Origin of the sequence: Microlunatus flavus (assembly GCF_900110855.1) — a bacterium.
Classification (GTDB): Bacteria; Actinomycetota; Actinomycetes; order Propionibacteriales; family Propionibacteriaceae; genus Microlunatus; species Microlunatus flavus.
In genome coordinates this window covers 270583-293076 of the sequence record NZ_FOFA01000007.1, presented here as the reverse complement: position 1 = coordinate 293076, position 22494 = coordinate 270583, and the positions used below count along the sequence as shown (strand labels likewise).

General features: G+C 74.4%; 23 protein-coding genes. 10 read left to right on the top strand and 13 right to left on the bottom strand.

Annotation, left to right across the window (positions count from 1 at the left end; genetic code table 11):
* A partial coding sequence (locus tag BMY04_RS16560; protein WP_408630465.1) for a cbb3-type cytochrome c oxidase subunit I occupies nucleotides 1-1011 on the bottom strand: 1011 nt, incomplete at its 3' end.
* 71 nt (nucleotides 1012-1082) lie between these two features.
* Nucleotides 1083-1922: an aa3-type cytochrome oxidase subunit II gene (gene ctaC, locus BMY04_RS16555; RefSeq protein WP_232506456.1), complete on the bottom strand. Its 840-nt coding sequence runs from the start codon at nucleotides 1920-1922 to the stop codon at nucleotides 1083-1085.
* A gap of 253 nt (nucleotides 1923-2175) precedes the next feature.
* Here ctaC and BMY04_RS16550 point away from each other — a divergent pair, with 253 nt between their 5' ends.
* Entirely contained in the window at nucleotides 2176-3321 is a 1146-nt protein-coding gene (locus BMY04_RS16550) for a cysteine desulfurase family protein (RefSeq protein WP_091183435.1), read from the top strand.
* Entirely contained in the window at nucleotides 3318-3545 is a 228-nt protein-coding gene (locus tag BMY04_RS16545) for a sulfurtransferase TusA family protein (protein WP_091183432.1), read from the top strand. The genes BMY04_RS16550 and BMY04_RS16545 overlap by 4 nt, the downstream gene beginning before the upstream one ends.
* 376 nt (nucleotides 3546-3921) lie before the next feature.
* Here the strand turns inward: BMY04_RS16545 and BMY04_RS16540 are convergent, their stop codons facing one another.
* The gene (locus BMY04_RS16540) at nucleotides 3922-4290 is read right to left on the bottom strand and encodes a HesB/IscA family protein (RefSeq protein ID WP_091183429.1); all 369 of its coding nucleotides are present in this window, start codon (nucleotides 4288-4290) and stop codon (nucleotides 3922-3924) included.
* A gap of 133 nt (nucleotides 4291-4423) precedes the next feature.
* Nucleotides 4424-5461, bottom strand: a complete 1038-nt coding sequence (locus tag BMY04_RS16535) for a glycerate kinase (protein WP_091183425.1) — start codon at nucleotides 5459-5461, stop codon at nucleotides 4424-4426.
* Nucleotides 5462-5671: 210 nt separating this feature from the next.
* Between BMY04_RS16535 and BMY04_RS16530 the strand changes: the two genes are divergently transcribed.
* On the top strand, nucleotides 5672-7144 hold the full coding sequence (locus tag BMY04_RS16530; protein WP_091183420.1) for a lipopolysaccharide biosynthesis protein: 1473 nt from the start codon (nucleotides 5672-5674) through the stop codon (nucleotides 7142-7144).
* Here BMY04_RS16530 and BMY04_RS16525 read toward each other — a convergent pair.
* The 3 genes from BMY04_RS16525 to BMY04_RS16515 are packed head-to-tail and all read right to left on the bottom strand — an operon-like array spanning nucleotide 7027 to nucleotide 12126.
* Entirely contained in the window at nucleotides 7027-9237 is a 2211-nt protein-coding gene (locus BMY04_RS16525) for a glycosyltransferase (protein WP_091183415.1), read from the bottom strand. The two genes, BMY04_RS16530 and BMY04_RS16525, sit on opposite strands and share 118 nt — an antisense overlap.
* Nucleotides 9234-10814, bottom strand: coding sequence for an O-antigen ligase family protein (locus BMY04_RS16520; protein WP_091183412.1), 1581 nt, complete (start codon nucleotides 10812-10814; stop codon nucleotides 9234-9236). Before BMY04_RS16520 ends, BMY04_RS16525 begins: the two co-directional genes overlap by 4 nt.
* The gene (locus BMY04_RS16515) at nucleotides 10807-12126 is read right to left on the bottom strand and encodes a glycosyltransferase (protein ID WP_091183409.1); all 1320 of its coding nucleotides are present in this window, start codon (nucleotides 12124-12126) and stop codon (nucleotides 10807-10809) included. Before BMY04_RS16515 ends, BMY04_RS16520 begins: the two co-directional genes overlap by 8 nt.
* Nucleotides 12127-12342: 216 nt before the next feature.
* On the opposite strand from BMY04_RS16515, the gene nadA reads away from it, so the two are divergent.
* Nucleotides 12343-13527 (top strand): quinolinate synthase NadA, encoded by a 1185-nt coding sequence (gene nadA, locus BMY04_RS16510; protein WP_198410210.1) that lies wholly within the window; start codon nucleotides 12343-12345, stop codon nucleotides 13525-13527.
* A gap of 117 nt (nucleotides 13528-13644) precedes the next feature.
* On the top strand, nucleotides 13645-13854 hold the full coding sequence (locus tag BMY04_RS16505; protein WP_091183406.1) for a hypothetical protein: 210 nt from the start codon (nucleotides 13645-13647) through the stop codon (nucleotides 13852-13854).
* On the opposite strand, the gene pspAA is transcribed toward BMY04_RS16505, so the two are convergent.
* A complete protein-coding gene (gene pspAA, locus BMY04_RS16500; RefSeq protein ID WP_091183401.1) occupies nucleotides 13841-14125 on the bottom strand; it encodes a PspA-associated protein PspAA in 285 nt (94 codons plus the stop codon). The two genes, BMY04_RS16505 and pspAA, sit on opposite strands and share 14 nt — an antisense overlap.
* On the bottom strand, nucleotides 14122-15003 hold the full coding sequence (locus BMY04_RS16495) for a PspA/IM30 family protein (protein ID WP_139209911.1): 882 nt from the start codon (nucleotides 15001-15003) through the stop codon (nucleotides 14122-14124). The genes pspAA and BMY04_RS16495 overlap by 4 nt, the downstream gene beginning before the upstream one ends.
* A 250-nt stretch (nucleotides 15004-15253) precedes the next feature.
* Here BMY04_RS16495 and BMY04_RS16490 point away from each other — a divergent pair, with 250 nt between their 5' ends.
* Together BMY04_RS16490 and BMY04_RS16485 are read left to right on the top strand one after the other, a co-directional pair.
* Nucleotides 15254-15811: a DUF3043 domain-containing protein gene (locus BMY04_RS16490; RefSeq protein ID WP_170854183.1), complete on the top strand. Its 558-nt coding sequence runs from the start codon at nucleotides 15254-15256 to the stop codon at nucleotides 15809-15811.
* 46 nt (nucleotides 15812-15857) lie between these two features.
* Nucleotides 15858-16079 carry a hypothetical protein gene (locus BMY04_RS16485; RefSeq protein WP_091183394.1) on the top strand — a complete coding sequence of 74 codons (222 nt, stop codon included), beginning with the start codon at nucleotides 15858-15860 and terminating at the stop codon, nucleotides 16077-16079.
* Between the two features lie 61 nt (nucleotides 16080-16140).
* On the opposite strand, the gene BMY04_RS16480 is transcribed toward BMY04_RS16485, so the two are convergent.
* Nucleotides 16141-17130: an NAD-dependent epimerase/dehydratase family protein gene (locus BMY04_RS16480; protein WP_091183389.1), complete on the bottom strand. Its 990-nt coding sequence runs from the start codon at nucleotides 17128-17130 to the stop codon at nucleotides 16141-16143.
* A gap of 126 nt (nucleotides 17131-17256) precedes the next feature.
* On the opposite strand from BMY04_RS16480, the gene BMY04_RS16475 reads away from it, so the two are divergent.
* Nucleotides 17257-17988, top strand: a complete 732-nt coding sequence (locus BMY04_RS16475; protein WP_091183384.1) for a TetR/AcrR family transcriptional regulator — start codon at nucleotides 17257-17259, stop codon at nucleotides 17986-17988.
* Between the two features lie 10 nt (nucleotides 17989-17998).
* A complete protein-coding gene (locus BMY04_RS16470; protein ID WP_091183381.1) occupies nucleotides 17999-18481 on the top strand; it encodes an NUDIX hydrolase in 483 nt (160 codons plus the stop codon).
* A 27-nt stretch (nucleotides 18482-18508) separates the two neighbouring features.
* Here BMY04_RS16470 and BMY04_RS16465 read toward each other — a convergent pair whose 3' ends face one another.
* Nucleotides 18509-18841, bottom strand: a complete 333-nt coding sequence (locus BMY04_RS16465) for a hypothetical protein (protein WP_091183377.1) — start codon at nucleotides 18839-18841, stop codon at nucleotides 18509-18511.
* 17 nt (nucleotides 18842-18858) lie between these two features.
* A complete protein-coding gene (gcvT, locus tag BMY04_RS16460; RefSeq protein ID WP_232506455.1) occupies nucleotides 18859-19971 on the bottom strand; it encodes a glycine cleavage system aminomethyltransferase GcvT in 1113 nt (370 codons plus the stop codon).
* Nucleotides 19972-20116: 145 nt separating this feature from the next.
* Here gcvT and BMY04_RS16455 point away from each other — a divergent pair, with 145 nt between their 5' ends.
* Complete coding sequence (locus BMY04_RS16455; RefSeq protein ID WP_091183374.1) at nucleotides 20117-21673, top strand: leucyl aminopeptidase; 1557 nt, start codon at nucleotides 20117-20119, stop codon at nucleotides 21671-21673.
* A 431-nt stretch (nucleotides 21674-22104) separates the two neighbouring features.
* Here BMY04_RS16455 and BMY04_RS16450 read toward each other — a convergent pair whose 3' ends face one another.
* Nucleotides 22105-22440, bottom strand: coding sequence for a hypothetical protein (locus tag BMY04_RS16450; RefSeq protein WP_091183370.1), 336 nt, complete (start codon nucleotides 22438-22440; stop codon nucleotides 22105-22107).
* Between the last annotated feature and the right edge of the window lie 54 nt (nucleotides 22441-22494).

Genomic DNA, 22494 nt, shown 5'->3' with positions numbered 1-22494 from the left:
CGTCACCAAGAAGCCGACCGCCCACAACATCGGCGTCCGCATCGCGATGTTGCCACCCCACATCGTGCCGATCCAGTTGAAGAACTTCACCCCCGTCGGCACCGCGATCAAAAACGTCATGAAGCTGAAGAACGGCAGGTTCACCGCACCCGTCACGTACATGTGGTGCGCCCACACCGCCACCGACAAGGCCGCGATGCTCAACGTCGCCCCGACCAGACCCACGTAACCGAAGATCGGCTTGCGCGAGAACACCGGGAGGATCTCGGTGATGATGCCGAAGAACGGCAACGCGATGATGTACACCTCAGGATGGCCGAAGAACCAGAACAGGTGCTGCCACAAGATCGGACCGCCGTTGCCGGCGTCGAACACGTGCGCCCCGAGCTTGCGGTCCGCCTCCAGCACCAGCAGCGCCGCCGCCAGGATCGGGAACGCGATCAGCACCAAGATGGTCGTGACCAAGATGTTCCACGTGAAGATCGGCATCCGGAACATCGTCATCCCCGGCGCCCGCATCGTCAGGATCGTGGTGATGAAGTTCACCGCACCCAGGATCGTGCCGAGCCCGGCCATGTACAGGCCCATGATCCACAAGTCCCCACCCACCCCGGGCGAGTTCACCGCATCCGACAACGGCGCGTACGCGAACCAGCCGAAGCTCGCCGGACCCGACGGCGACAAGAACCCCGACACCGTCACCAGACCACCGAACAGGAACAGCCAGTAGGTCAGCATGTTCAACCGCGGGAACGCCACATCAGGCGAACCGATCTGCAACGGCATGATCGCGTTCGCAAACCCCGCGAACAACGGCGTCGCGAACAACGACAACATGATCGTGCCGTGCATCGTGAAGAACTGGTTGTACGTCTCGTAGCTCATGTACTGCATCCCCGGGAACGCCAGCTCCGCCCGGATCCCCAACGCCAGGATGCCGCCGAAGAAGAAGAACAACATCGTCGTCACGAAGTACAAGTTCCCGATCACCTTGTGATCGGTCGTCACCATCCACTTCCACGAGATCGTGCCCAGCTGCCTGCGCGGCAGCGCGACCTCGGTCGCCGTGCGCTGGAGCGTCGTCATCGCGTCCCTCCCTGCACGACGGCCGGCGCGTCCGGGTTGCCCGTGTTGCCGGGCTCCCCCACCGGGTTGGGAATCGCCGCACCCTTGGCGGTGCCGGTCTGACCGCGGTCGACGAGCGTCTTGAGGTGGGCCGCGTACTCCTGCTCGCTCACGACGTGGACCTCGAAGCGCATCGCGAAGTGGTAGGTGCCGCACAGCTCGGCGCACTTGCCGGCGTAGACGCCCTCGCGGTTGGGGGTGACGGTGAAGTGGTTGTCACGACCCGGGATGACGTCCATCTTCTCGTAGAAGGACGGCACCCAGAACGAGTGGTTCACGTCGGGCGACGACAGGTTGAAGCGCACGGTCTTGTTCACCGGCAGGTAGAGCGTGGGGGCGACGTTGATCGTCCCGGACTCGTACACGTCGGTGCCCACGCCCGGCACGTCGGCCGACTCGTAGTTGAAGGTCCAGGACCACTTCTGCCCGACCACGTCGACCGTGAGGTCGGGGTCCGGGTTCTTCTGGACCACGTCCTGCGCCAGGATCGTGTAGTAGAAGAGCACGCCGATGACGACGAACGGCGCCACCGTGTAGAAGATCTCCATCGGCAGGTTGTAGCGGTTCTGCCGCGGCATCTCGTTGTGGTCGCTCTTGTAGCGCAGCGCGGCCCACCCGATGAGGCCCCAGACCGCGATGCCGATCGAGCCGGCGGCGATCCAGGTGCCGATCCAGAGGTTGCCGATCGCCGGCGCCTGCTCCGTGGCCGCCACCGGCAGCCCGAGCCGCTTGAGCTGACCCGTGGTCTCGGCCGAGCACCCCGCCAGCAGTGTGAGGGCGACCCCGCACAGTGCCACCGCGGCGCGGAGACCGACCCTTCGCGCCCGTTGCCTGCTCACACCCACCTGTGCCTCTCCTCGGGTCGTTCCCGCGGGGGCGGGGGCGACCACGTCACTCGTGCGTCGAACGCTCTGCGTGCCCGTCGGTCCACCCGCCGGGCAGCCTGTGACGCAGGTGGCGGATGAGCCGCCTGCGGTCGGGTCTTGCTGCCTCACACTAACGCAGGAGACCGACACCCCTCAGCGCCTGCCCGGGCGTTATCGTGCCCGTGTGGCGGAGGGGGGCGCGCAGGTCTTCCTCGACTCTTCTTCCGGTGAGCCGGTGCTCCCGGACGCGCTCGCGGCGTGGCAGGTTGCCGCCTCCTCGGGCTGGGGCGACCCGCTCCGGCTGCACCGTGCCGGGCGGCTCGCCGCCCAGGCCCTCGACAGCGTCCGCGAACGTGTCGCAGCCCACGTCGGGGCCCGTCCCGACGAGGTCGTCGTCACCGGCCCGCTGGCGCCCACGGCCCAGGCCGCGGTGGCCGGGCTGGCACGCGGACGGCGCCGGGTCGGGACCACGGTCGTCACCTCGGCGGTCGAGCACTCGGCCGTCCTGGCGGCGGCCGCCGCCGGTGGCGAGCACGTGGTGGTCGGCGTCGACGCCCTCGGCCGCCTGGACCTCGGGGCCTGGTCGGAGGCGGTGGCACGACCCGGGGTCGCGCTGGCCTGCCTGCAGGTCGCCAACCACGAGGTCGGCACGCTGCAGCCGTACGCCGCGGCGGCCGAGGCCTGCCGGGCCGCGGGCGTCCCGCTGGTGCTGGACGCGACCACGGCTCTGAGTCGGCTCGACACCACCGACCTCGGGGCCTGGTCGGTGCTGGTCGGCTGGGCGGGAGCGTTCGGCGGACCCGCCTCGGTCGGCTTCATGGTCGTGCGCCGAGGCACCCGCTGGCGGGCCCCCTACCCGTCCGACGACTACCAGCAGGGGCGCTGGCCCGGCGTCATCGACGTCCCCGCGGCCTGGGCGGCGGCGGCGGCGCTCGACGCGGCGGCGGGCGAGCGCGCCGAGGTCGCGGAGCGCCAGCGCCGGCTCGTCGACCGGCTGCGGCAGGAGGTCGCCGTCCGCGTGCCCGACGTCGACGTCGTGGGCGACCCGGTCGAGCGGGTCCCCCACCTGCTGACCTTCTCCGCGCTCTACGTCGACGGGGAGGCGCTCACGCTCGAGCTGGACCGTGCGGGCTTCGCGGTCGCGAGCGGCTCGGCGTGCAGCGCCAGCAGCGAGCACCCCTCCCACGTGCTGGCGGCGATGGGCGCGCTCACCCACGGGAACGTGCGCCTGGGCCTCACGCGGACCACGACGGAGGTGCAGGTGGAGGCGTTCCTCGACGTGCTCCCCGGCGTCGTCGCCGAGATCCGCGCCCGCCTGGGGGCCGGGTGACGGCCGGCGCGGTGGCGCTCACGCTCGACTGCACCGGTCAGCGTTGCCCGCGCCCGATCATCGAGATCGGCCGCCGCATCACCGAGGTCGAGGTCGGCCAGCTCGTCGAGCTCCTCGCCGACGACCCCGCGGCCAAGCCCGACGTCGCCGCCTGGTGCCGCATGCGCGGCCAGGAGCTCGTCAGCTCAGAGCCACCCAGGTTCCTGGTCCGCAGGACGCGCTGACCGGTCGAGGCCAAGAGGAGCAGGTCAGCAGACCTGACCACCGAGCCCGAGCTACGCCGGATCGGGCGCCGCCGCCTGGACGACCGGAGGAGGAAGCCCCGCGGCAGGGATGCTCCCCACGAACCGACTCGCGGGCTTCCGACGGAGGGAGGAAGGCGGCGGGTCGGAGCCCGATCCGCGTCCGAGCGGAGCGAGGACCAAAGACACGAAGGCGGCGGATCAGAGCACCGGGCGCGCCGGAGCGAAGCGGAGGCAGAAGACTCGGGTCTGAGCCCGATCCGCGTCCGAGCGGAGCGAGGACATCAGATACAGCACGAGAGCCTGCCCCCGGACTCGGTGGGGGCAGGGCCTCGTGAGACCTGTCAGACGCTGCGGCTCAGTGGAAGCTGTCGCCGCAGGCGCAGGAGCCGGTCGCGTTCGGGTTGTCGATCGTGAAGCCCTGCTTCTCGATCGTGTCGACGAAGTCGATCGTGGCGCCCATGAGGTACGGCGCGCTCATCCGGTCGGTGACGACGCCGACGCCGCCGAAGTCCTTGCGGATGTCGCCGTCGAGCTGCCGCTCGTCGAAGAAGAGCTGGTAGCGCAGGCCCGAGCAGCCGCCCGGCTGCACGGCGACGCGGAGCGCCAGGTCGTCGCGACCCTCCGCGTCGAGGAGCGCCTTGACCTTGCCGGCCGCCTCGTCGGTCAGGAGGACGCCGTCGGCGACAGGCGCGGACGTGATGTCGATGTTCGTGGTGGCGGTCATGAGGTCTCCCCTCGTCGGCCCGGATGCTGCTGCTCGGAGAGCGCAACCCGCGCGACGCGGATCGTGTTCCCGGTCCTCATGGTAGGTCCGACGGGCGCGGCAGCCCAAGTGGTCCGGGCCGACGTGTGCGGCGTCACCACCGCCAGGTGCGCCCGACGCGCCGGGCCGTGGCCGCGAGCTCGTCGGCGCTCACCGACGGCTGCGGCGCGTCGGCGGCCGACTCGTGCACGGCGTACGCGGCCTCGATGCCCATCGTGCGCATCTCGCGCGCGCCGATCACGACCTCCCCGGCCACGACCACGCAGGGGGCGAGCAGCCGGGCGGCCAGCGCGGCCGCCGCCGCGACGACCCCGCCGCCCCGGTGCGCGAAGTCGAAGACGGAGCAGCCCGTGACCACGAGGTCGACCGGTCCGGCGAACCCGTCGAGCGCCAGCCCGGGACCGTCGGCCAGGCGGCCGCCGAGCGCCAGGACGGCGAGCCCGGTGCCGCCGCACGCGCCGGCGCCGGGGGTCGCGCCGAGCCCGTCGCCCGCGAGGTCGGCCAGGCGCTGGAGGGCGGCGTCGGCCGCGAGGAGCGGTTCGGCGTCCTCCCCCGCGGCGCGGCCGCGCACCGAGGTGATGCCGCGCAGCCCGAGCAGCGGGGTCGAGCGCTGCCCGCCCGGGACGACGCCCACCAGGTCGACGCCCTCGAGGCGCGCACGCGGCGCGCTCAGGTCGAGGCGGGTGAGGCTGCCGAGCGCGGCCACCCCGCCGCGCAGGTCCACGTCGGCCTCGGCGCCGAGCGCAGCGAGCAGCCCGGCGCCGCCGTCGTGGACGTCGTCGCCGACGAGGTCGACGAGGAACCCCCCGGAGGAGGGCAGGGTCTCGTCCAGCAGCCGCCCGAGCGGGAGCGAGCTGGCTGCGTACGGGACGGGCCCCTCCCCCACGCCCGGCCCCGGCAGCGCCGCGGCCGAGCGACCCGTCGTCTGCGCCCGCACGCCGACCCGGTCCGCGACGACGACCGGTTCCTCGGTCACGCCCCAGCGGGCCGCGGTGGCGCCGACGAAGCCGCCGCCGGCCTCGCCCACCGGGACGACGGCCACCTGCTGCCACGGCCAACCGGCGGCGAGGGACCGCCCGGCCTCGGCCGACGGCAGCCCGCCCACGGCGTCGGAGCAGACCAGCACGCGCACCGCTGCATCCTGCCAGCGCCGCGGGAGCCCGACGGGCCGGGGAGCCGGTCAGGACGTCGTGGCCGAGGCGTCTGACCGAGACGGCCTGACCGGGACGTCCGCGGGCACTAGAGTCGGAAGCGCTCGGGGCCCCCTGCCGGAGGTCTGCCCCGTGCCGCACGTCGCCCCCGCGCCCCACCGCTCCGCGCCCCATCGCCCCGGGTCGACCCGATGAGCCTGGCGGGCACGGCCGCGCGCGGCGCCGCGACCACGATGGGTGGCCAGTGGCTGCGCTTCGTGCTCCAGATCGGCACGCTCGCCGTCCTCGCCCGGCTCCTCGACCCGAACGACTACGGGCTCGTGGCGATGGTCCTGGCCATCGCCGGGGTGGCCACGGTGCTCGGCGACTTCGGGCTCTCCTTCGCCTCCGTCCAGGCCGCCCAGCTGGACCACGTCCAGCGCAGCACCCTCTTCTGGCTGAACCTGGCCATCGGCCTCGTGCTGGCCGGCGCGCTGGAGGTGCTGGCGCCGCTGCTGGCCGGCTTCTACGAGCGGCCCGAGGTCGTCGACATCACCCGGGTCGTGGCGGTCGTGTTCGTGCTGAACGCGGCGGCCGCGCAGTTCAAGGCGGAGATGTCGCGCGGCCTGCGCTTCCGGTGGCTGGCCGGGGCGGACGTGCTGGCCCAGCTGCTCGGCTCGGGGGCCGCGGTGGTCGTGGCGCTGCTCGGCGGGGCGTACTGGGCGCTGGTCACGCAGCAGGTCGTCGTCGCCGCGACGACGCTCGTCGTGGTGGTGCTCGCCTCGGGGTGGTGGCCGGGCCTGCCCCGTCGCCGGGCCGGGATCGGGCCCCTGGTGCGGTTCGGGGGCGACACCCTCGGCGTGCAGCTCGCCACGTACGTGACGAGCAACATCGACAGCGTCCTCATCGGCCGCTTCTGGGGGCCGCTGGCCCTCGGCGCGTACGACCGCGCCTACCAGATCTTCCGCCTGCCGATGCACCAGATCGCCGCGCCCGTCACCCGGGTCGCGCTGCCGGTCCTGTCCCGGGTGCAGGCCTCGCCCGAGTTCTCCCGCTACGTCCAGCGCACCCAGCTGGCGATGACGTACGGGATGGGCGGGGCGTCCTTCCTGGTCGCCGCGCTGGCCGGGCCCGGCGTGGCGCTGGTCCTGGGACCCGGCTGGGAGTCGACCTCGACCCTCCTGCGGGTGCTCGCCCTGGGCGGGCCGTTCCAGGCCCTCGGGTTCGTCTACTACTGGGTCTTCCTGGCGCGCGGGCTCACCCGCGTGCAGCTGCACTGCACCCTCGCGACGCGCGGCGTCATGGTGGTCCTGATGGTCGTCGGCGTCCTGCACTCGGCCGTGGGCGTGGCCGTCGGCGCCACCGTCGGGCTGGTCCTCAACTGGGTCGTGCTCTGCGTCGTCGCCGCCCCGCGCGCGGGGATCGACGTCGGGGCCCTGGTCCGGCAGGCGCTGCGGCCGCTCGCGGTCGGCGCGGGCCTGCTGGCCGTGACCTGGCCGCTGACCCCCGTGGTGGACGGGCTGGGCTCGGTGGCCCAGCTCGCCGTCCTCCTCGGGGTGTGCGCGGCCTACCTGGCGCTGGTCGGCACCGTCGTCCGTCCGGTGCGGCGCGATCTGGCCGCGCTGCGCTCCATGTCCACGCGGCTGCGGCGCACGCCCGCGCCGGCGGTCGTGCCCAGCTCCTGAGCGAGATCCTCGAGCACGTCGCGGGCGGCGTCGAGGTCGTCGAGGAACGTCGCCCGCTGCGCCACCAGGGCCTGCGCCCGCGCGAGCGGGTCGTCGCCCGCCTCCAGCTCGGCGTCGGAGAAGGCGACCGGCAGCGTGCTGAAGGCGGCGAAGGTCCGCTCGATCTTCTCCGCCCGGCCGGTCGTGTAGCCGACCGGCACCGCGCCCTCGGTCAGGCCCAGGATCAGCGCGTGGATGCGGTCGCTCACCACGGCGACGCTGCGGCGGTAGACCGCCCGGACCGCGCGCTCGTGCTCCGCGTGCGACCCGCCCGTCCAGGGCAGGCGCGACGCCCCGAGGCGTGCGGCGACCTCCTCGGCGCGCGGCTCGTCGCCGGTCATCTGCGTGACCACGACCAGCTCCGCGTCATGGGCGAGCGCCAGCAGGCGGACGGTCTCGAACCACCGCTCGCTCGGCACCGGACGGTCGCCGCGCAGGCAGACCGCCAGGACGTCGCGGGGCGCCTCCTCGGTCCGGAGCTCGGGCACGGGCGTCCCGAGGGCGAGCGCCCAGTCGGGGGCGACCTCGCCCTGCCCGAGCCAGACCCGGCTCTGCGGGTCCCGCCAGGCGAGCAGGGACACGGGCCGGAGCAGGGCGCGCAGCGCCGACCGGCCGAGCCGGCTGCCCGGCGAGCGCACGCCCAGGCCGACCGCGACCGTACGGCCGCCGCGGAGCGACGCGAGCAGCGCGAGCGCGAGCTTGCCGGGCACACCGGCGGCGAATCGCGTGTCGAGCACCAGCTCGCCGGCGTTGAGCGCGGCGACCAGGCGGAACGGTCGCGGGGACAGCGCGGAGGCGAGCCAGCGCGGCGGCGAGGCGTGGACCACGTCCCCGGGCCGCAGGCCGAGCCCGCTCACGTACCCGTCGTCCGGGCCGACGCAGACGTGCAGCCGGCCGTGGCGCCGCAGGGCGTCGAGGTACGCGCGGCGCAGCACCGAGTCGCCGAGGTTGTTGCGCTGGCCGCTGGGGTACACGTACACCCGGGTCCGCTCCGCTCGCCTCGCGCCGGGACCGGCCTCCGCCGCCCGGGCCTCCGCACGTTCGGCGACGACCCGCCGGTAGACCGCCTGGTGCGCGGCCGCGACGCTCGGCCAGTCCCGCCCGTCGAGGCGTGGGGCGGCACCCCGCGCCGTGCCCGGGGCGGCACGCAGGGCGGCCTCGAGGTCGTCCGCGCCCAGCTCGCCGTCGTAGCGGCGGACCCAGTCGGCGCCGACCTCGTCGGCCAGCTGGTCGGTGGTCGGGGTCCGCGGCACGAGCACGGGACGGCCCAGGGAGAGCGCCACCAGCAGCACGCCGGAGTTGTGCAGCTCGGAGTACGGCAGCACGACGAGGGAGGCCTCGGCCACCTCGGCGGCCAGGTCGGCGTCCGGCACGAAGCCGAAGCGCACCCCGACCCTGGGGTCGGCCTCGGCCAGCCCCTGGAGCTCCTCGCGCAGGGGCCGGTCCGCCTGCCCCACGACACGCAGCCGCAGCTCGGGGTCGGGCAGGGTGGCGAAGACGCCGAGCAGGTGCGGGACGTTCTTGTAGGGCTCGATGCGGCCCACGAACAACGCCGTCCCCGGGCGCCCGCAGCGCCGGGCGGACGGCAGCACGTCGCGGTAGTGCGCGTGCGGGATGTGGGTCGAGGGCCGGCGCGACGGCACGCGGGTGACCGGGTTGAGCGTGATGTGGTGGCGTACGCGGGCGTCGAGCAGCTCGAGCAGCACGGCCTCCGTCCACGAGCCCGGGGTGTGCGGCTTGAGGTTGTGCAGGGTGCGCACCACCGGGGTGCCGGTGGCCCGGAGGCGGGCGACGAGCAGCAGGAACAGGGCGGCCTTGGTGGCCGAACCACGCCGGGTGCCCGACCGCAGCAGGAACTCCGGCCAGTGGACGTGGAGGACGTCGTAGCGCCCCAGCAGCGCCCGGGGCCAGGAGAAGTAGCGGAACGCCGACCCGGGCGGCGCGTCGCGCACGATCTGGTCGACGAAGCGGGTGGTGCCGTCCGGCGGGGCGAGCGCGAGCAGGGCGACCACGTCCTCGGAGCCGGCCGGGCCCGCCGGGGTTGCCGGGCTCACGGGCGGGTGTCCGTCATGGGTGCTGCCTCTCGTCGGGCGACGTAGCGGGACCGGTCGACGCCGGCTGCGGTAGGGAAGGGCGTGCGGGCGGCCGCCCCGGTGAGCGCCCGGCGGGGGGCCGGCGACGGCGGTTCCGGCGAGGGCAGGGCCCAGCCGGCCGACGCCGCGGCCAGCACCACCCCGACCGCGACCCAGAGGACCAGCGGCGTGCCGCGGCCGCTGAGGTGCGAGTGGAGGCAGCTGATCACCAGCAGGCCGGACAGGTACCAGACCAGCAGCGACCAGCGGCCGTCAGCGCGCGCCGCGCGACGGAGGCGGAGCAGGACGACCAGCAGCAGGGCCAGGAGCACCAGGAGGGCGGGGACGCCGGCCTGCACCGCCACCCGGAACCACTCCGACTCCGGGGACATCCAGCGCAGGTACGCGGGCCGCGGGGTCCCGGAGCCGGGCAGGTACAGCCCGTTCCCCCACCCGGTCCAGGGGCGCTCGGCGATGGCCGGGAGCGTCTCGCGCCGCCAGATCACGACGCGGTACGCGATCGTCTCGGGCAGCAGGTTCGTCAGGCCCGGGCTGCTCGACCGGCGCGACAGCTGGTCCTGCACCCGGTTCAGCACCAGGCCGCCGAGCAGCAGCGCGCCCACGACGACGACCAGCGCGGCGGCCCCCAGGGCCACGGCGCGCAGGCGCAGCCGGCGGGCGGTCGCCACGAGCACGAGCACGGTGACGAGCACCGGCGCCAGGGTCAGGGTGGCCAGCTGCGCCACCACCGCGAGCCCGACGACGACCAGCAGCCCGGGCGAGCGGCGCCAGCTCCGCCCGAGGGTGAGCGCGAGGCAGCCGAGGGTGATGATGCCGAGGAGATAGCCGCCGAGGTTGGTCCAGTGGCCGATCGTGCTGGTCGCGCGGAGGTCGGACCCGTCGGCGAGCCGGTCGGCCAGACCCCCGCTCTGGGTGGTGGCGACGAGCAGCCGGTTGAGCCTCGGGACGTCGGCGATCTGGAGCACCGCGACCACCGAGACCGGCACCGAGGTCACCACGAGCACCAGCAGGAAGCGGGGCAGCTCGGCGGGGCGGCCGACGGCGAGCCGCGCGGCCCACAGCGCGGCGTAGGAGACGGCGAGGTCGCCGACCGTCCCCAGCTGCGCCCCGCGCAGCCCGCCGCTGTCGACGAGCTCGGCGGCGACCCGGACCACGAGGTAGAGCACGAACACCCCGTCCACGGCCGTCGGACGGAACGCCGCCAGCCCCGCGCGCCCGCGGCGGAGGACCGGCACCACCGCGACGAGCAGGCCCGCGGCGACGAGCGCGGCGAAGAGCGGCACGCCGGCGACCGCGCCGACCTTCAGCCCGACCGTCGCCGCGGCGAGGCCGAGCAGCGCCGCGACCACCGACGTGACCAGCCGGGGACCCGCGGGATCCTCGGCGCCGGAGGCGGCGTCGGACGCGACGTCGGACGACGGGACGGGCTCCGCGCCGGGAGCCGGAGCCGCGCTCGACCGTTTCGGGAGGACCTGCGTACGCAGTCGCTCCGGCTCCCCCGGGACCGGCGCCTCGAGGAGGGCGACCCGCTCACTCACCGGCGACCGCCGGGGTCCGGGCCGTGGAGCGGACGAGGCCCCGGGCGGCCATCTCGTCCAGCAGGGTGCGCACCCGCGCGCGCCAGGAGTGCTCGAGCCCGATCCGGGCCCGGGTCGCCGCCGCCTGCCGGGCCATGCTCGTCCGGGCGTCGAGGCAGCGCTGCAGGCCGGCGCCCAGGTCGTCGACGTCGCCGGCCTCGAAGAGGTCGAGGGCGAAGCCCTCCCCCGCCAGCGACTCCGTGGTCGCGTGCCGGGAGGCCAGCACGGGGCGGCCGGCCGCGAGGTACTCCCAGACCTTGAGCGGGGAGAAGTAGGTGCCGGAGGAGACGCGGTGCCCCGCGAAGCCGACGTCGACGCTGTCGAGGAAGGCCGGCACCCCCTCGGGCGTGACGCGGCCGAGCAGCTCGACACGGTCGTGCAGGCCGAGCTCGTCGACCAGCTCCGTCAGCCGCGCGCCAGCCACGCCGCCGCCCGCGATCCGCACCCGGATCCGCCCCGTGGTGTCGCGGCGCACCGCGTGCAGCAGCAGGTCCAGCTCCTGCCACGCGTACAGCGCCCCGACGAACCCGACGACGAGGTCCGGGCCGGCGTCGCTCACCGGCGCGCACCGCTCGAAGCGCTCGGCGCTGACGCCGTTCGGCAGCACGTAGACCCGGTCGCGCGGGATCTTGTGGACGTTCACCACCATCTCGGCCAGGGGCTCGGACACGCAGACCAGGAGGTCGGCCCGGCTGAGCGCGGCCAGCTCGGCCCGGCGGGCGAGGTGCAGGCTGCTGGTCGCCCTGCGGTGCCGGCTGGCCTCGACGGACAGCAGCGCGTTCACCTCGAGCACCCACGGCACCTGCCGCTTGACCGCCTCGACGCCCAGGTCCTGGTAGAGCGAGTAGCGCTCGTAGACGAAGTCGAAGTCGGCGCGGTCGAGGATCCCGGCGACCTCGCGCCGCGTCCTCCAGCGCAGCGACTGCCGCGCGACGTCGGCGGCCAGCCGCGTGACGCGGCCGGACTGCATCCGCCGGTCGCTGCCGGGCCCGGCCACCAGCGGCGAGCTGCGGTCGCCGACGATCACGCTCCGGACCGCGACCTGCTCCTGGCGCAGGCCGTCGATCACGCCGACGATGTGGCTGCGCGGGCCGAGGCTCTCGGTGTCGGTGCGCGTGCCGACCCGTGCACCCCCGGAGAGGTAGAGGCTGCTGAGCCCGCCGCCGTCCCCGACCCCGGGCGCGGGCACGCCGACGGGGTCGTCGACGAGGACGGAGGGTGCTCGAAGGGTCGGCGCCGCCGGGATGGTGAGGGCCGTGCGGAGAACCGCCATGGTGCTGTCCCGCTCTCACCCCCGAGATCGGTGAGTTCGTGACCCCGAACGGTAGTCGACGTGAGAGACATTCAGGTTTCGTCTGCGTAAAAAAGCGCACAGGTGGGACGCGTCGGTCGTCGCAGGCCGCGTGAGCCCGGCGGGCGGCCCCGGCGGGGCGGCCTCCTGGTCTCCGCTCTGGGTTCTGCAGTTCGGCCCACAGGTAGAATTCAGGCCGTGACGACGACGCCCACCCCGACCCGTACGCCGCTGTCGCTCTTCGTGCTCGGGCAGGGTTCGGACCCGCGCTCCGAGCGTGGCGTCGAGTGCCCCGGAGACCTCCCGCCCGCCTCCGACCCGGCGCTCGTCGAGCGCGCCCGGCGCGCGAAGGCCGAGCTCGGTGACCGGGTCTTCGTGCTGGGGCACCACTACCAGCGCGACGAGGTCATCCAGTTCGCGGACGTGACCGGCGACTCCTTCAAGCTCGCCCGCGAGGCGGCGGCGCGCCCCGAGGCGGAGTTCATCGTCTTCTGCGGCGTGCACTTCATGGCCGAGTCGGCCGACATCCTCACCAGCGCGGCGCAGAAGGTCGTCCTGCCCGACCTCGCCGCCGGCTGCTCGATGGCCGACATGGCGCGCCTCGCGCAGGTCGAGGACTGCTGGGACGTGCTGGCCGACGCCGGCGTCGCCGACGTGACGGTCCCCGTGACGTACATGAACTCCTCGGCCGACATCAAGGCCTTCTGCGGCCGCGAGGGCGGCGTCGTCTGCACCTCGTCGAACGCCAAGAAGGTCCTCGAGTGGGCGTTCGCGCGGGGCGAGAAGGTGCTGTTCCTGCCCGACCAGCACCTCGGCCGCAACACCGCGGTGCTGCAGATGGGCATCGGCCTCGACGAGTGCGTGCTCTACGACCCGCACCAGGTCAACGGCGGCCTGACCGTCGAGCAGCTGCGCGCGGCGAAGATGATCCTGTGGAAGGGCCACTGCTCGGTCCACGGACGGTTCAGCCCGCAGGCCGTGACCGAGGTCCGCGAGCGCGTGCCCGGCGTCAAGGTGATCGTGCACCCCGAGTGCCAGCACGAGGTCGTCCTGATGGCCGACGAGGTCGGGTCGACGGAGTACATCATCAAGGCCGTCGAGGCTGCGCCCCCCGGCACCAGGTGGGCCGTCGGGACCGAGCTCAACCTGGTCCAGCGCCTCGCGAAGGCCCACCCCGAGCAGGAGGTCGCCTTCCTCGAGCAGCACGTCTGCTACTGCTCGACGATGAACCGCATCGACCTGCCGCACCTGGTCTGGGCGCTGGAGAACCTCGTCGCCGGCCACGTCGTCAACCAGGTCACGGTCGACGCCGACACCGAGCACCACGCCAAGCTCGCCCTCCAGCGCATGCTCGACCTCCCGGGCGAGACGACGAAGGACTGAGGTCCCGGCCCCCTGGTCCAGACGCCCCGGCTCGTCCCGCTGACCTCAGGTTTTTCACGTTCACGTGATCCGGTGCTTCACCCAGCAGATCTGCTGGGTGAAGCACCAGGAACGTGGGTGCACCGCGTCCCAGACCGCTCCGCGGCGACCTCTTCGAGGCCCTTCGACGAGCTCAGGGAGCGCTTCCCGCTCGTCCTCGCGCCCGAACACTTCGGCGCCAGTCTTCCGTACGACGCGCAGACGCCCCGCCCGGAACGTTCCGGACGGGGCGTCTGCCGCGTGCTGGTGACCGCGTACGCGGCCGGGGTGCGGCTCAGCCGGGGATGAGGCCCTCGGAGGAGTCGGCGAGCAGGGCCTCGACGTCGGCGAGGGTGGAGTCGACGTCCGGCAGGATCAGGTCGGAGTCGGCCAGCTGGTCGTCCGGCACCGCGGTCCCGGCCGTGCGCACCTCGTCCAGGAGCTCGGACAGGGCCAGCGTGAGCGCGGCCTGGTCCTGGGCCTTGACGGCCTTCTCCACCTGGTCGTCGAGGGTGTTCAGCCCGTCGACGGCGTCCTCCGGAACCTCCCACTGCCCCTCGCCGAGGATGCGGACGATCATCGGAGGTCCCCCGCGTTCGGCTGCGCCTGCTGCTGGTACGGGGCGCCCCCGCCCTGCATGTCGCGCTCGACGTCGTCCAGCGAGCGCGGCTGGGCCGGCGCCTGCTGCTGCGCCGGCTGGGAGGAGATGGCGGGCGTCTGGCCGCCGCCGATCGCCTGCGTGCCGCCGGAGGGGCCGGCGCCGAGCGACGCCTTCATGCGGCTCAGCTCGTCCTCCACCTCGGAGGTCGACGCGAGCTGCTCGAGCTCGAGGGTGATGTCGTCCTTGCTCGTGCCCGTCGGGTCGTCGAGCGCGCCGCTGGCGAGCAGCTCGTCGATCGCCCCGGCGCGGGCCTGCAGCTGCGCGGTCTTGTCCTCGGCGCGCTGGACGGCCAGGCCGACGTCGCCCATCTCCTCGCTGATGCCGGAGAACGCCTCGCCGATCCGGGTCTGCGCCTCGGCGGCGGAGTACGTCGCCTTGATCGTCTCCTTCTTGGTGCGGAAGGCGTCGACCTTGGCCTGCAGCCGCTGGCTGGCCCGGACGAGCTTCTCCTCCTCGCCCTGGAGCTGCGCGTGCTGCGCCTGCAGGTCGGTGAGCTGCTGCTGGATCCCGGAACGTCGCGTCAGCGCCTCGCGGGCCAGGTCCTCACGACCGACCTCGAGCGCCTTCTGCGCCTGCTGGGTGAGCTTGTCCGCCTGCGTGGAGAGCCCGTTGGCCTGCAGCTCGATGCGCTTGCGGCTGGTGGCGACGTCCGCCACGCCGCGGCGCACCTTTTGCAGGAGCTCGAGCTGGCGCTGGTAGGAGTAGTCCAGCGTCTGCCGCGGGTCCTCGTACTTGTCCAAGGTCTTGTCCGCCTTGGCACGGAAGATCAGGGACATGCGCTGAAAAAGGCCGGCCATGTGGTCTCGGTGGTCCTTCCTGGGCCGAGGAGCGGCGTGGGAGAGCCTCGTACGAGGTGGGTCACGCCCCGCTTGTCAGACCACCACCGTATCTCCGCCGTCGAAGCCCGTGCCGGGGTGGCAGGGTCGGATTTTCGGTTTCCAGGGTTCGGCCTGGGATGATTCAGGGGTCGAGACGCCGTGGTCCGGCGGTCGCGGCTCCTGCCCCGACCCTGGCGCAGGCACGAGGTTCGAGGAGCACGAGGCAGCAGTGGCACTCTTCCGACGCAGCACCACGGCCGAGCCGGAGCCCTCCCCGGCTCCCGAGGTGCGTGACCCCTCGGGGCGCAAGGCCGGGCCGACGCCGAGCCGCAAGGAGGCCGAGGCCGCCAGGCGCCAGCGGGTCACGCAGACCTACAGCAAGCGCGAGTCGCGCCAGCTGAACGCCCGCCAGAACCGCGCCGACCGCATGAGGGCGCTCGCTGCCCGGGACAACACCCCGGAGAAGGCGCTGATGCGCGACTACGTCGACCACCGCTTCAGCATCGGCGAGATCCTGCTGCCCGCGCTGGTGCTGATCCTGGCGACCAGCTTCCTGAACACGATCTTCCCGCGGGCCGCCGTCATCGGCACCGTGATCATGTACGTCTACGTCCTCGCCGTGCTCGTGGACCTCTACCTGATGTGGCGCGGGTTCAAGAAGGTGCTCGCCCAGCGCCTGCCGGGGACGAGCACCCGTGGCCTCGCCTTCTACGGCGCCAACCGGGCCATCCAGATCCGCCGCTTCCGGATCCCGTCGCCGCGCGTCAAGCGCGGCGACAAGTACTGACGCGTCCTACCGGGGACGCGACGACACCGACGGCGGGAGCGACGACGTGACCCACGAGTGGCACTGGCGGACGGAACGTTCCGGTGGCGGCCGCGGAGGCTCCGCCCAGCCGGTCGGCCCCGACAGCTTCCCCTCCCAGGGCGAGGCGGAGACCTGGCTGGGCGAGACCTACCCCGACCTCCTGGCCGGCGGCGTGCGCGCGGTGAGCCTCTACGAGGGCGACCGGCAGGTGTACGGGCCGATGAGCCTGGAGCCCGACCCGGGCTGACCCGGCCTGGTCGCGGGCCGACCCGGACGCCGGCACCGGCCGCGCGAGCGGAGGCCCGGCCTCAGCGGACCTCGGCCACGGCGGCGGGGAGGTTCCCCTCCCCCGTGCGGCGCAGGATGTCCTCCCACGGCGACGGAGCCAGGCCGAGCGCGGCTTGCGTACGCGCGGAGTCCATGACGTACGGCCGGCCGAAGATGTAGCCGAGCTGGCCGAGCTCGCGCATCATCGGGCTGACCAGTCCGATCGCGCGCACCACCGGCACGGGGATCCCGCGGACCGCGACGGGTGCGTGGCCGAGCGCGGCGAGCGCCCCGGTGAGCGCGGCGCGCTGCGTGCTCGGCGCCGGGCTGACCGCGTGCCAGACCTGGCCCCAGGTCGAGGCGTCGAAGGCGACGGCCACCAGCGTGCGGGCCATGTCGGTCACGTCGGTGAACGTGTGCGGCAGGTCGGGGTCGCCGATCATCCACGCGGTCCGCCCCTGCACGGCCGTGGGGATCTGGCGCGACACGTGCCCGTTCTGACCGACGCCCGCGCCGAGGTAGTCGGCGGCGCGCACCTCGACGGCGCGGATCCGGCCCGCCTCGTGGGCCGCGCGGGCCTCGGCCCACATCCGCGCCCGCAGCCGGCCCTTGTGGTCGGTGGCCCGGTCGGGCATCCCCTCGGTCATCGGGCCGTCCACGGGGCCGTACGGGTAGAGCGACGCCGCGGTCACGAGCGTGGCCCCGGTGCGCTCCGCGGTGGCGAGCAGGCTCGCCGCGAGCGGCGGCCAGACCTGCTCCCAGACCGTGTAGTCGCTCGGGTTGGCGCAGTTCAGGAGGGCGTCGGCGCCCGCGACGAGGCGGGTGAGGGCCTCCGGGTCCGCCGCGTCGGCGGCCACGCTGCGGACGCCCTCGACGCCCGACGCCCGGCCGGACCGGGTCACGACGCTGACGGTGTGCCCGGACTCGTGGAAGAGCCGGGCGGCCTCGCGGCCCACGGGGCCGGCCCCGACGACGACGGCCGTACGGCCTGTGGGGCGAGGGCTGGGGGTGGTGCCGGTGGTGTCCTGCATCTGCGTCTCCTGTTCTCGAAAGAGAGCACCGCTCTCGTACGAGAAGAGTTGCACACCAGCGACCACTTCACAAGAGCACCGCTCTCGACGTCGACGACCGCTCGCGGCTGGTGCAGGATGAGGGCCATGACCTCGCCCCCGGCCTCCGCCTCCACCTCGGCGCGCGCCCTCGCCCGGGACCACCTGACCCGCGCGATCCTGGCCAGCGCGCGGGCCCAGCTGGGCACGGTCGGGCCGGCCGCGCTCTCGGTCCGCGCGGTCGCGCGCGACGTCGGGATGGCCTCGTCGGCGGTGTACCGCTACTTCGCGAGCCGGGACGAGCTGCTGACGGCCCTCCTGGTCGAGTGCTTCGACGAGCACGGGGAGGCGGTGGAGACCGCGTCCGCCCGCGTCGACCCCGCCGACCTGGCAGGGCGTTGGTCCGCCGTCGCGCACGCCTTCCGGCGCTGGGCCGGCGAGCACCCGTGGGACTACGCGCTGCTCTACGGCTCCCCCGTCCCCGGCTACGTCGCGCCCCGGCAGACCGTGGCGCCGGCGACCCGGGTCACCCGGCTCCTGCTCACCCTGCTGGCCGACGCCGCCGCGGCCGGCGCCCCGGTGGCGGGCGCGGCCGACGAACCTGCCCCGTCCGCGGCCTTCCACGAGGCGGTCGTCGGCGTGCGCGAGCTGGCCGGCGACCTGCCCGACGACCTGCTCCGCGCCGGCCTGTGCTCGTGGGCCGGCCTCGTCGGCGCCGTCACGCTCGAGCTCTTCGGGCACCTGGAGCAGGCGGTGGGAGACCGCGAGGCCTGGTTCGACGCGGTGTCCGACCGGTTGTGCCCGGTCGCGGTGCCCAGGATGGGCGGGGCCACGGCCTAGGGTCGTCGCCGTGCCGGTGCCCGAGTTCATCGTCCAGCTGCGCGAGCACGTCGGTCACGACCGGCTCTTCCTCACCGGGGTGTGCGCGGTCGTCGTCCGCGACGACCGCGGCGGGCCGGAGATCCTCTACGGCCGCCGCTCCGACGACGGGCGCTGGGCCCTCCCGTCCGGCATCCTCGAGCCCGGCGAGCAGGCGGCCACGACCGTCGCCCGCGAGGTGTGGGAGGAGCTCCGGGTCACCGTCGAGCCCGAGCGGCTCGTCCTGCTGACCACCGACCCGGACGTGCGCTACCCCAACGGGGACGTCTGCCAGTACGTCAGCCTCACCTTCCGGTGCCGCTACGTCTCCGGCGAGGCCGAGGTCGGCGACGACGAGACGCTCGAGGTCGCCTGGCGGCCCGCGGACGACCCGCCCGAGGAGCTCGACGAACGGCAGCGGCGCCGCATCGCGGTGGCGCTGTCGGGCGCCGAGGCGTGCGTGTTCGACCTCTGAGCGCCCTGTGGCCCGACCTCGGCGCGCTCAGGAGGCGAGGCGCGTACGCCCGCGGCGCACGTCGGCGACCAGCAGCGACGTCCCGAAGCCGGCCACGAGCAGCCCGACCCCGGCCACGACCGGCCGGGCCGAGCGGCGGGTCGCCAGTCGCTGCTCGTAGGTCTGGCCCTCCGACCCGTCCGACTTCACGCACACCGACCCGGGGGTCATGACCTCGCCCCGGCAGCGGACCTCGTCGGCCCCGCCGAGACTCAGCCCGTACACCACGGCCACGAGCCCCACGAGCACGAGCACGAGGTGGGCCAGCCGCGTGCGCAGCCGGCTCCGCACGGCCGTCCCGCCCCCGTCGCGCGCGGGCACGCCTCGTCCGGGCACGCTCACCGCACGTGCGAAGCGACGAAGGGCGGCTTGACGACCCGGAACGGTTCGCGCCGCGTGCGGACGTCCACCGTCACCGTGTCGTCCTCGCCCACGGTGGGCGCCAGCAGGGCCAGCGCGATGCCGGTCCGCAGCGTCGGGGAGAAGGTTCCGGAGGTGACCGTCCCGACCTCGGCACCCTCGGCGTCGCGCACGACCATGCCCGGACGCGGGATTCCGCGGCCCTCGGCCCGGAGACCCCGCAGCAGCCGGCTCGGACCGGCCTTCTTCTCGGCGCGCAGCGCGTCGGCGCCGACGAAGTCCGGCTTCGACCACCCGACGGCCCAGCCCGAGCGCGCCTGCAGCGGCGAGATCTGCGGCGAGAGGTCCTGGCCGTGGAGCGGGTAGCCCATCTCGGTCCGCAGGGTGTCGCGCGCGCCGAGGCCGGCCGGGCGCAGGCCGTACGCCTCGCCCGCCGCCACCAGGGCGTCCCACACCGCCTCGGCGCCGGCGACCGGGACCACGAGCTCGTAGCCGCGCTCGCCGGTGTAGCCGGTGCGGCAGACGATCACGAGGGTGTCGCCCAGCCGGACGCGGGCGAAGGCCATGTAGTCGAGCTCGACGGGCACGCCGGCCGCGGCCAGCACCTCGTCGGCGCGGGGTCCCTGCAGGGCGAGCACGGCGTACGCGTCGTGCAGGTCGACGACCTCGACGCCCTCCGGGGCGCCCATGTGCAGGGCGGCGACCACCGCGGAGGCGTTCGCGGCGTTGGGAACGAGCAGCACCTCGTCGGAGCCGGTCACGTAGGCGATGAGGTCGTCGACCACGCCGCCGTCGGGGTTGCAGAGCAGCGTGTACTGCGCCTGGCCGGGACCGATGCGGTCGAGGTCGCCGGTGAGCACGCGGTTGACGTGCGCGAGGGCTCCCGCACCGACGACGCCGACCTTGCCGAGGTGGCTCACGTCGAAGAGCCCCACGGCCTCGCGCACGGCGGTGTGCTCGGCGACGACGCCGCCGCCGGCGTACTCGAGGGGCATCGACCAGCCGCCGAACGACGCGAACTTGGCGCCCGCGGCGAGGTGGCGCTCGTGCAGCGGGGACCTGCGCAACCCGGAGGTTCCCTCGACGCCCACCGCTCCTCCTCGCCGTCCCGGCGACGGGCCGCCCGGCCCGCCTGTCCGACCGCGAACCTACCGCGCCGGCGACGCCCCGCCGTCCGGGCGGCGGCCCCTGCGGCCGGGCCGGAGCGCGCCGACCCGCCGCACTAGCCTGGCGATCATGCCGACTCCTCCGCTGCCCTCGCTCGCCCTCGCCACCTCCCTCCCGCGCGGCTCCGTCGTGCTGGTCGTCGGTCTCGCGGAGGACGGCGTCCGGGGCGTGCCCGCAGCCGTCGACGCGGCGTACGCGAAGAGCTTCGGCACCGACGTGGCCACCCTCGCCGCCTCCGTCGGCGCCACGAGCAAGGCGGGCCAGACCCGCACGCTGCCGCCGGTCGGCGACGTCCGTCTCGTGGTGGTCGGCCTGGGCGACCAGGGCGAGGACGAGGCGGCCGCCGCGGTCGCCCTGCGCGAGGCCGCCGCCACGGGCGTGCGCTACGCCTCCGGCCTGGCCGACGGCGCGGACCAGAAGGGCGCCAAGGCCGCCGCCCGCGCCAGGGGCGCCCTCTCGGTCGTCGTCGCCCTGGGCACCTCGACGCCCGAGACGACCCTCGCCGTCGCCACCGGCGCGCTCGTGGGGACCTACGCGTACGCGGGCGTCGGCGCACGTTCCTCCACGCCGCCCGCGGTCGAGAAGGTGACCGTGCTGCACGAGGGGGCGGCCCGCACCGCCGCCGGCGAGGACGTGGCCGAGGTCGCGAACGTCGTCGCCGCCGCCGTGCTCACCGCGCGCGAGTGGGTGAACATCCCCGCCAACCTGCTCTACCCCGCCTCCTTCGCCGAGGAGGCTCAGGCGCTCGTCAAGGGCACCCGGATCAGCGTCGAGGTCCTCGACGAGGGCGAGCTCGAGGCCCAGGGCTACGGCGGGCTGATGGCCGTGGGCGGCGGTTCGGCGCGCCCGCCGCGCCTGGTGCGCCTGAGCTACCGGCCGCGCGGCGCCAAGACGCACCTCGCCCTGGTGGGCAAGGGCATCACGTTCGACACCGGCGGCCTCAACCTCAAGCCCGGCGACAGCATGTACACGATGAAGTGCGACATGGCCGGCGCCGCCGCCGTGCTCGCCGCCACGTGGGCGATCGCCAAGCTCGGGCTCAAGGTGCAGGTGACCGCGTACGGCGCGCTCGCCGAGAACATGCCGTCCGGGTCGGCCTACCGCCCCTCCGACGTCATCACCATCTACGGCGGCACCACGGTCGAGAACGGCAACTCCGACGCCGAGGGCCGGATCGTCATGGCCGACGCCCTCGCCCGCAGCAACGCCGACTCCCCCGACCTCGTCGTCGACGTGGCCACGCTGACCGGTGCGGCGGTCGTCGCCCTGGGCGACCGGACCGCGGGCGTGATGGCCACCGACGACGCGACCGCCCAGCGCGTGCTCGAGGCCTCGAAGGCGGCGGGCGAGCCGTTCTGGCAGCTGCCGATCCCGCCGGAGACGCGCGGCAAGCTCGACTCCTCGGTCGCCGACCTGCGCTCGACCGGCGGCAGCGACCGTTCCGGCGGCGCGCTCGTCGCGGCGGCGTTCCTGCGCGAGTTCGTCGACGCCCCCACGCCGTGGGCGCACCTCGACATCGCCGGCCCGGCCTTCCGCACGGGCTCGCCGGAGGGCTCGTTCAGCACGGGCGGCACGGGCGTGGGCGTCACCACGCTCGTGGCGCTGGCCCGCTCCATGGCGGGCTGATCCCCCAGCACGCACGACGGGGACGATCCGGCACCGCTGCGGTGCCGGATCGTCCCCGTTCCATGTGCATCCCCTGAGGGGAGAGCCGCGCCGACCCCCCTGGACCAGCGCGGCTCCCGCACAGGTGGCTGCCCCCCAGCAGGTCGTCGGGCTCGCCGACGACCGCCACCCGCACACCGGGTCGTACGCCCGGCCCCTCGCTCACGACGGGCCGGGCCCGACCACGTTCCGCCCGCACCGGCGGTGCCCCGGCACGCCACGAGGCCATCCCACCTCTGGCACGCCCCCGCCGGTGCGGGTGTCCGAGCGCGGCCTGTGGGCCGAGGACCGTCAGGGAGTCCCCCCGAGAGGGCGCCCGCACACAGGCGGTTCGGGGCGGCGGGAGCCGCGGATTGGTGCTGGATGCCCTCAGAGAGTGTGAGGCGCGTCACTCAGCGCAGGTCGGGGTGCTTCTTGTTGCGCGTGTTGTAGTCGCGCATCCGCTGCGGGTAGCCGACCACGGCCGCGTCGTACCCGGGGATCTGCAGGGACTCGGCGAAGGCGTGCGCCCACTGCGGGGACGGCACCACGCGGCGGGTCCACTCGCCGTCGTGCGCGACCAGCAGGAGGGTCGTCCGCGTCACCGACGTCTGCGGCTCGACGAAGGCCTCGACCCCGCGGCGGCTGCGCGCGAACGTCGTGAGGTGGGTCGTCGTCGCCTCGTCGGCCTTGGCCGACGGACCGCTCGCGCTGCGCACCTTGCCCCTGGTGCGGCTGAACCAACCCATGGCGCGAGTTTAATTGCCTCCGCTCCGCTCCGGCGCGGATCGTGCTCCAACCCG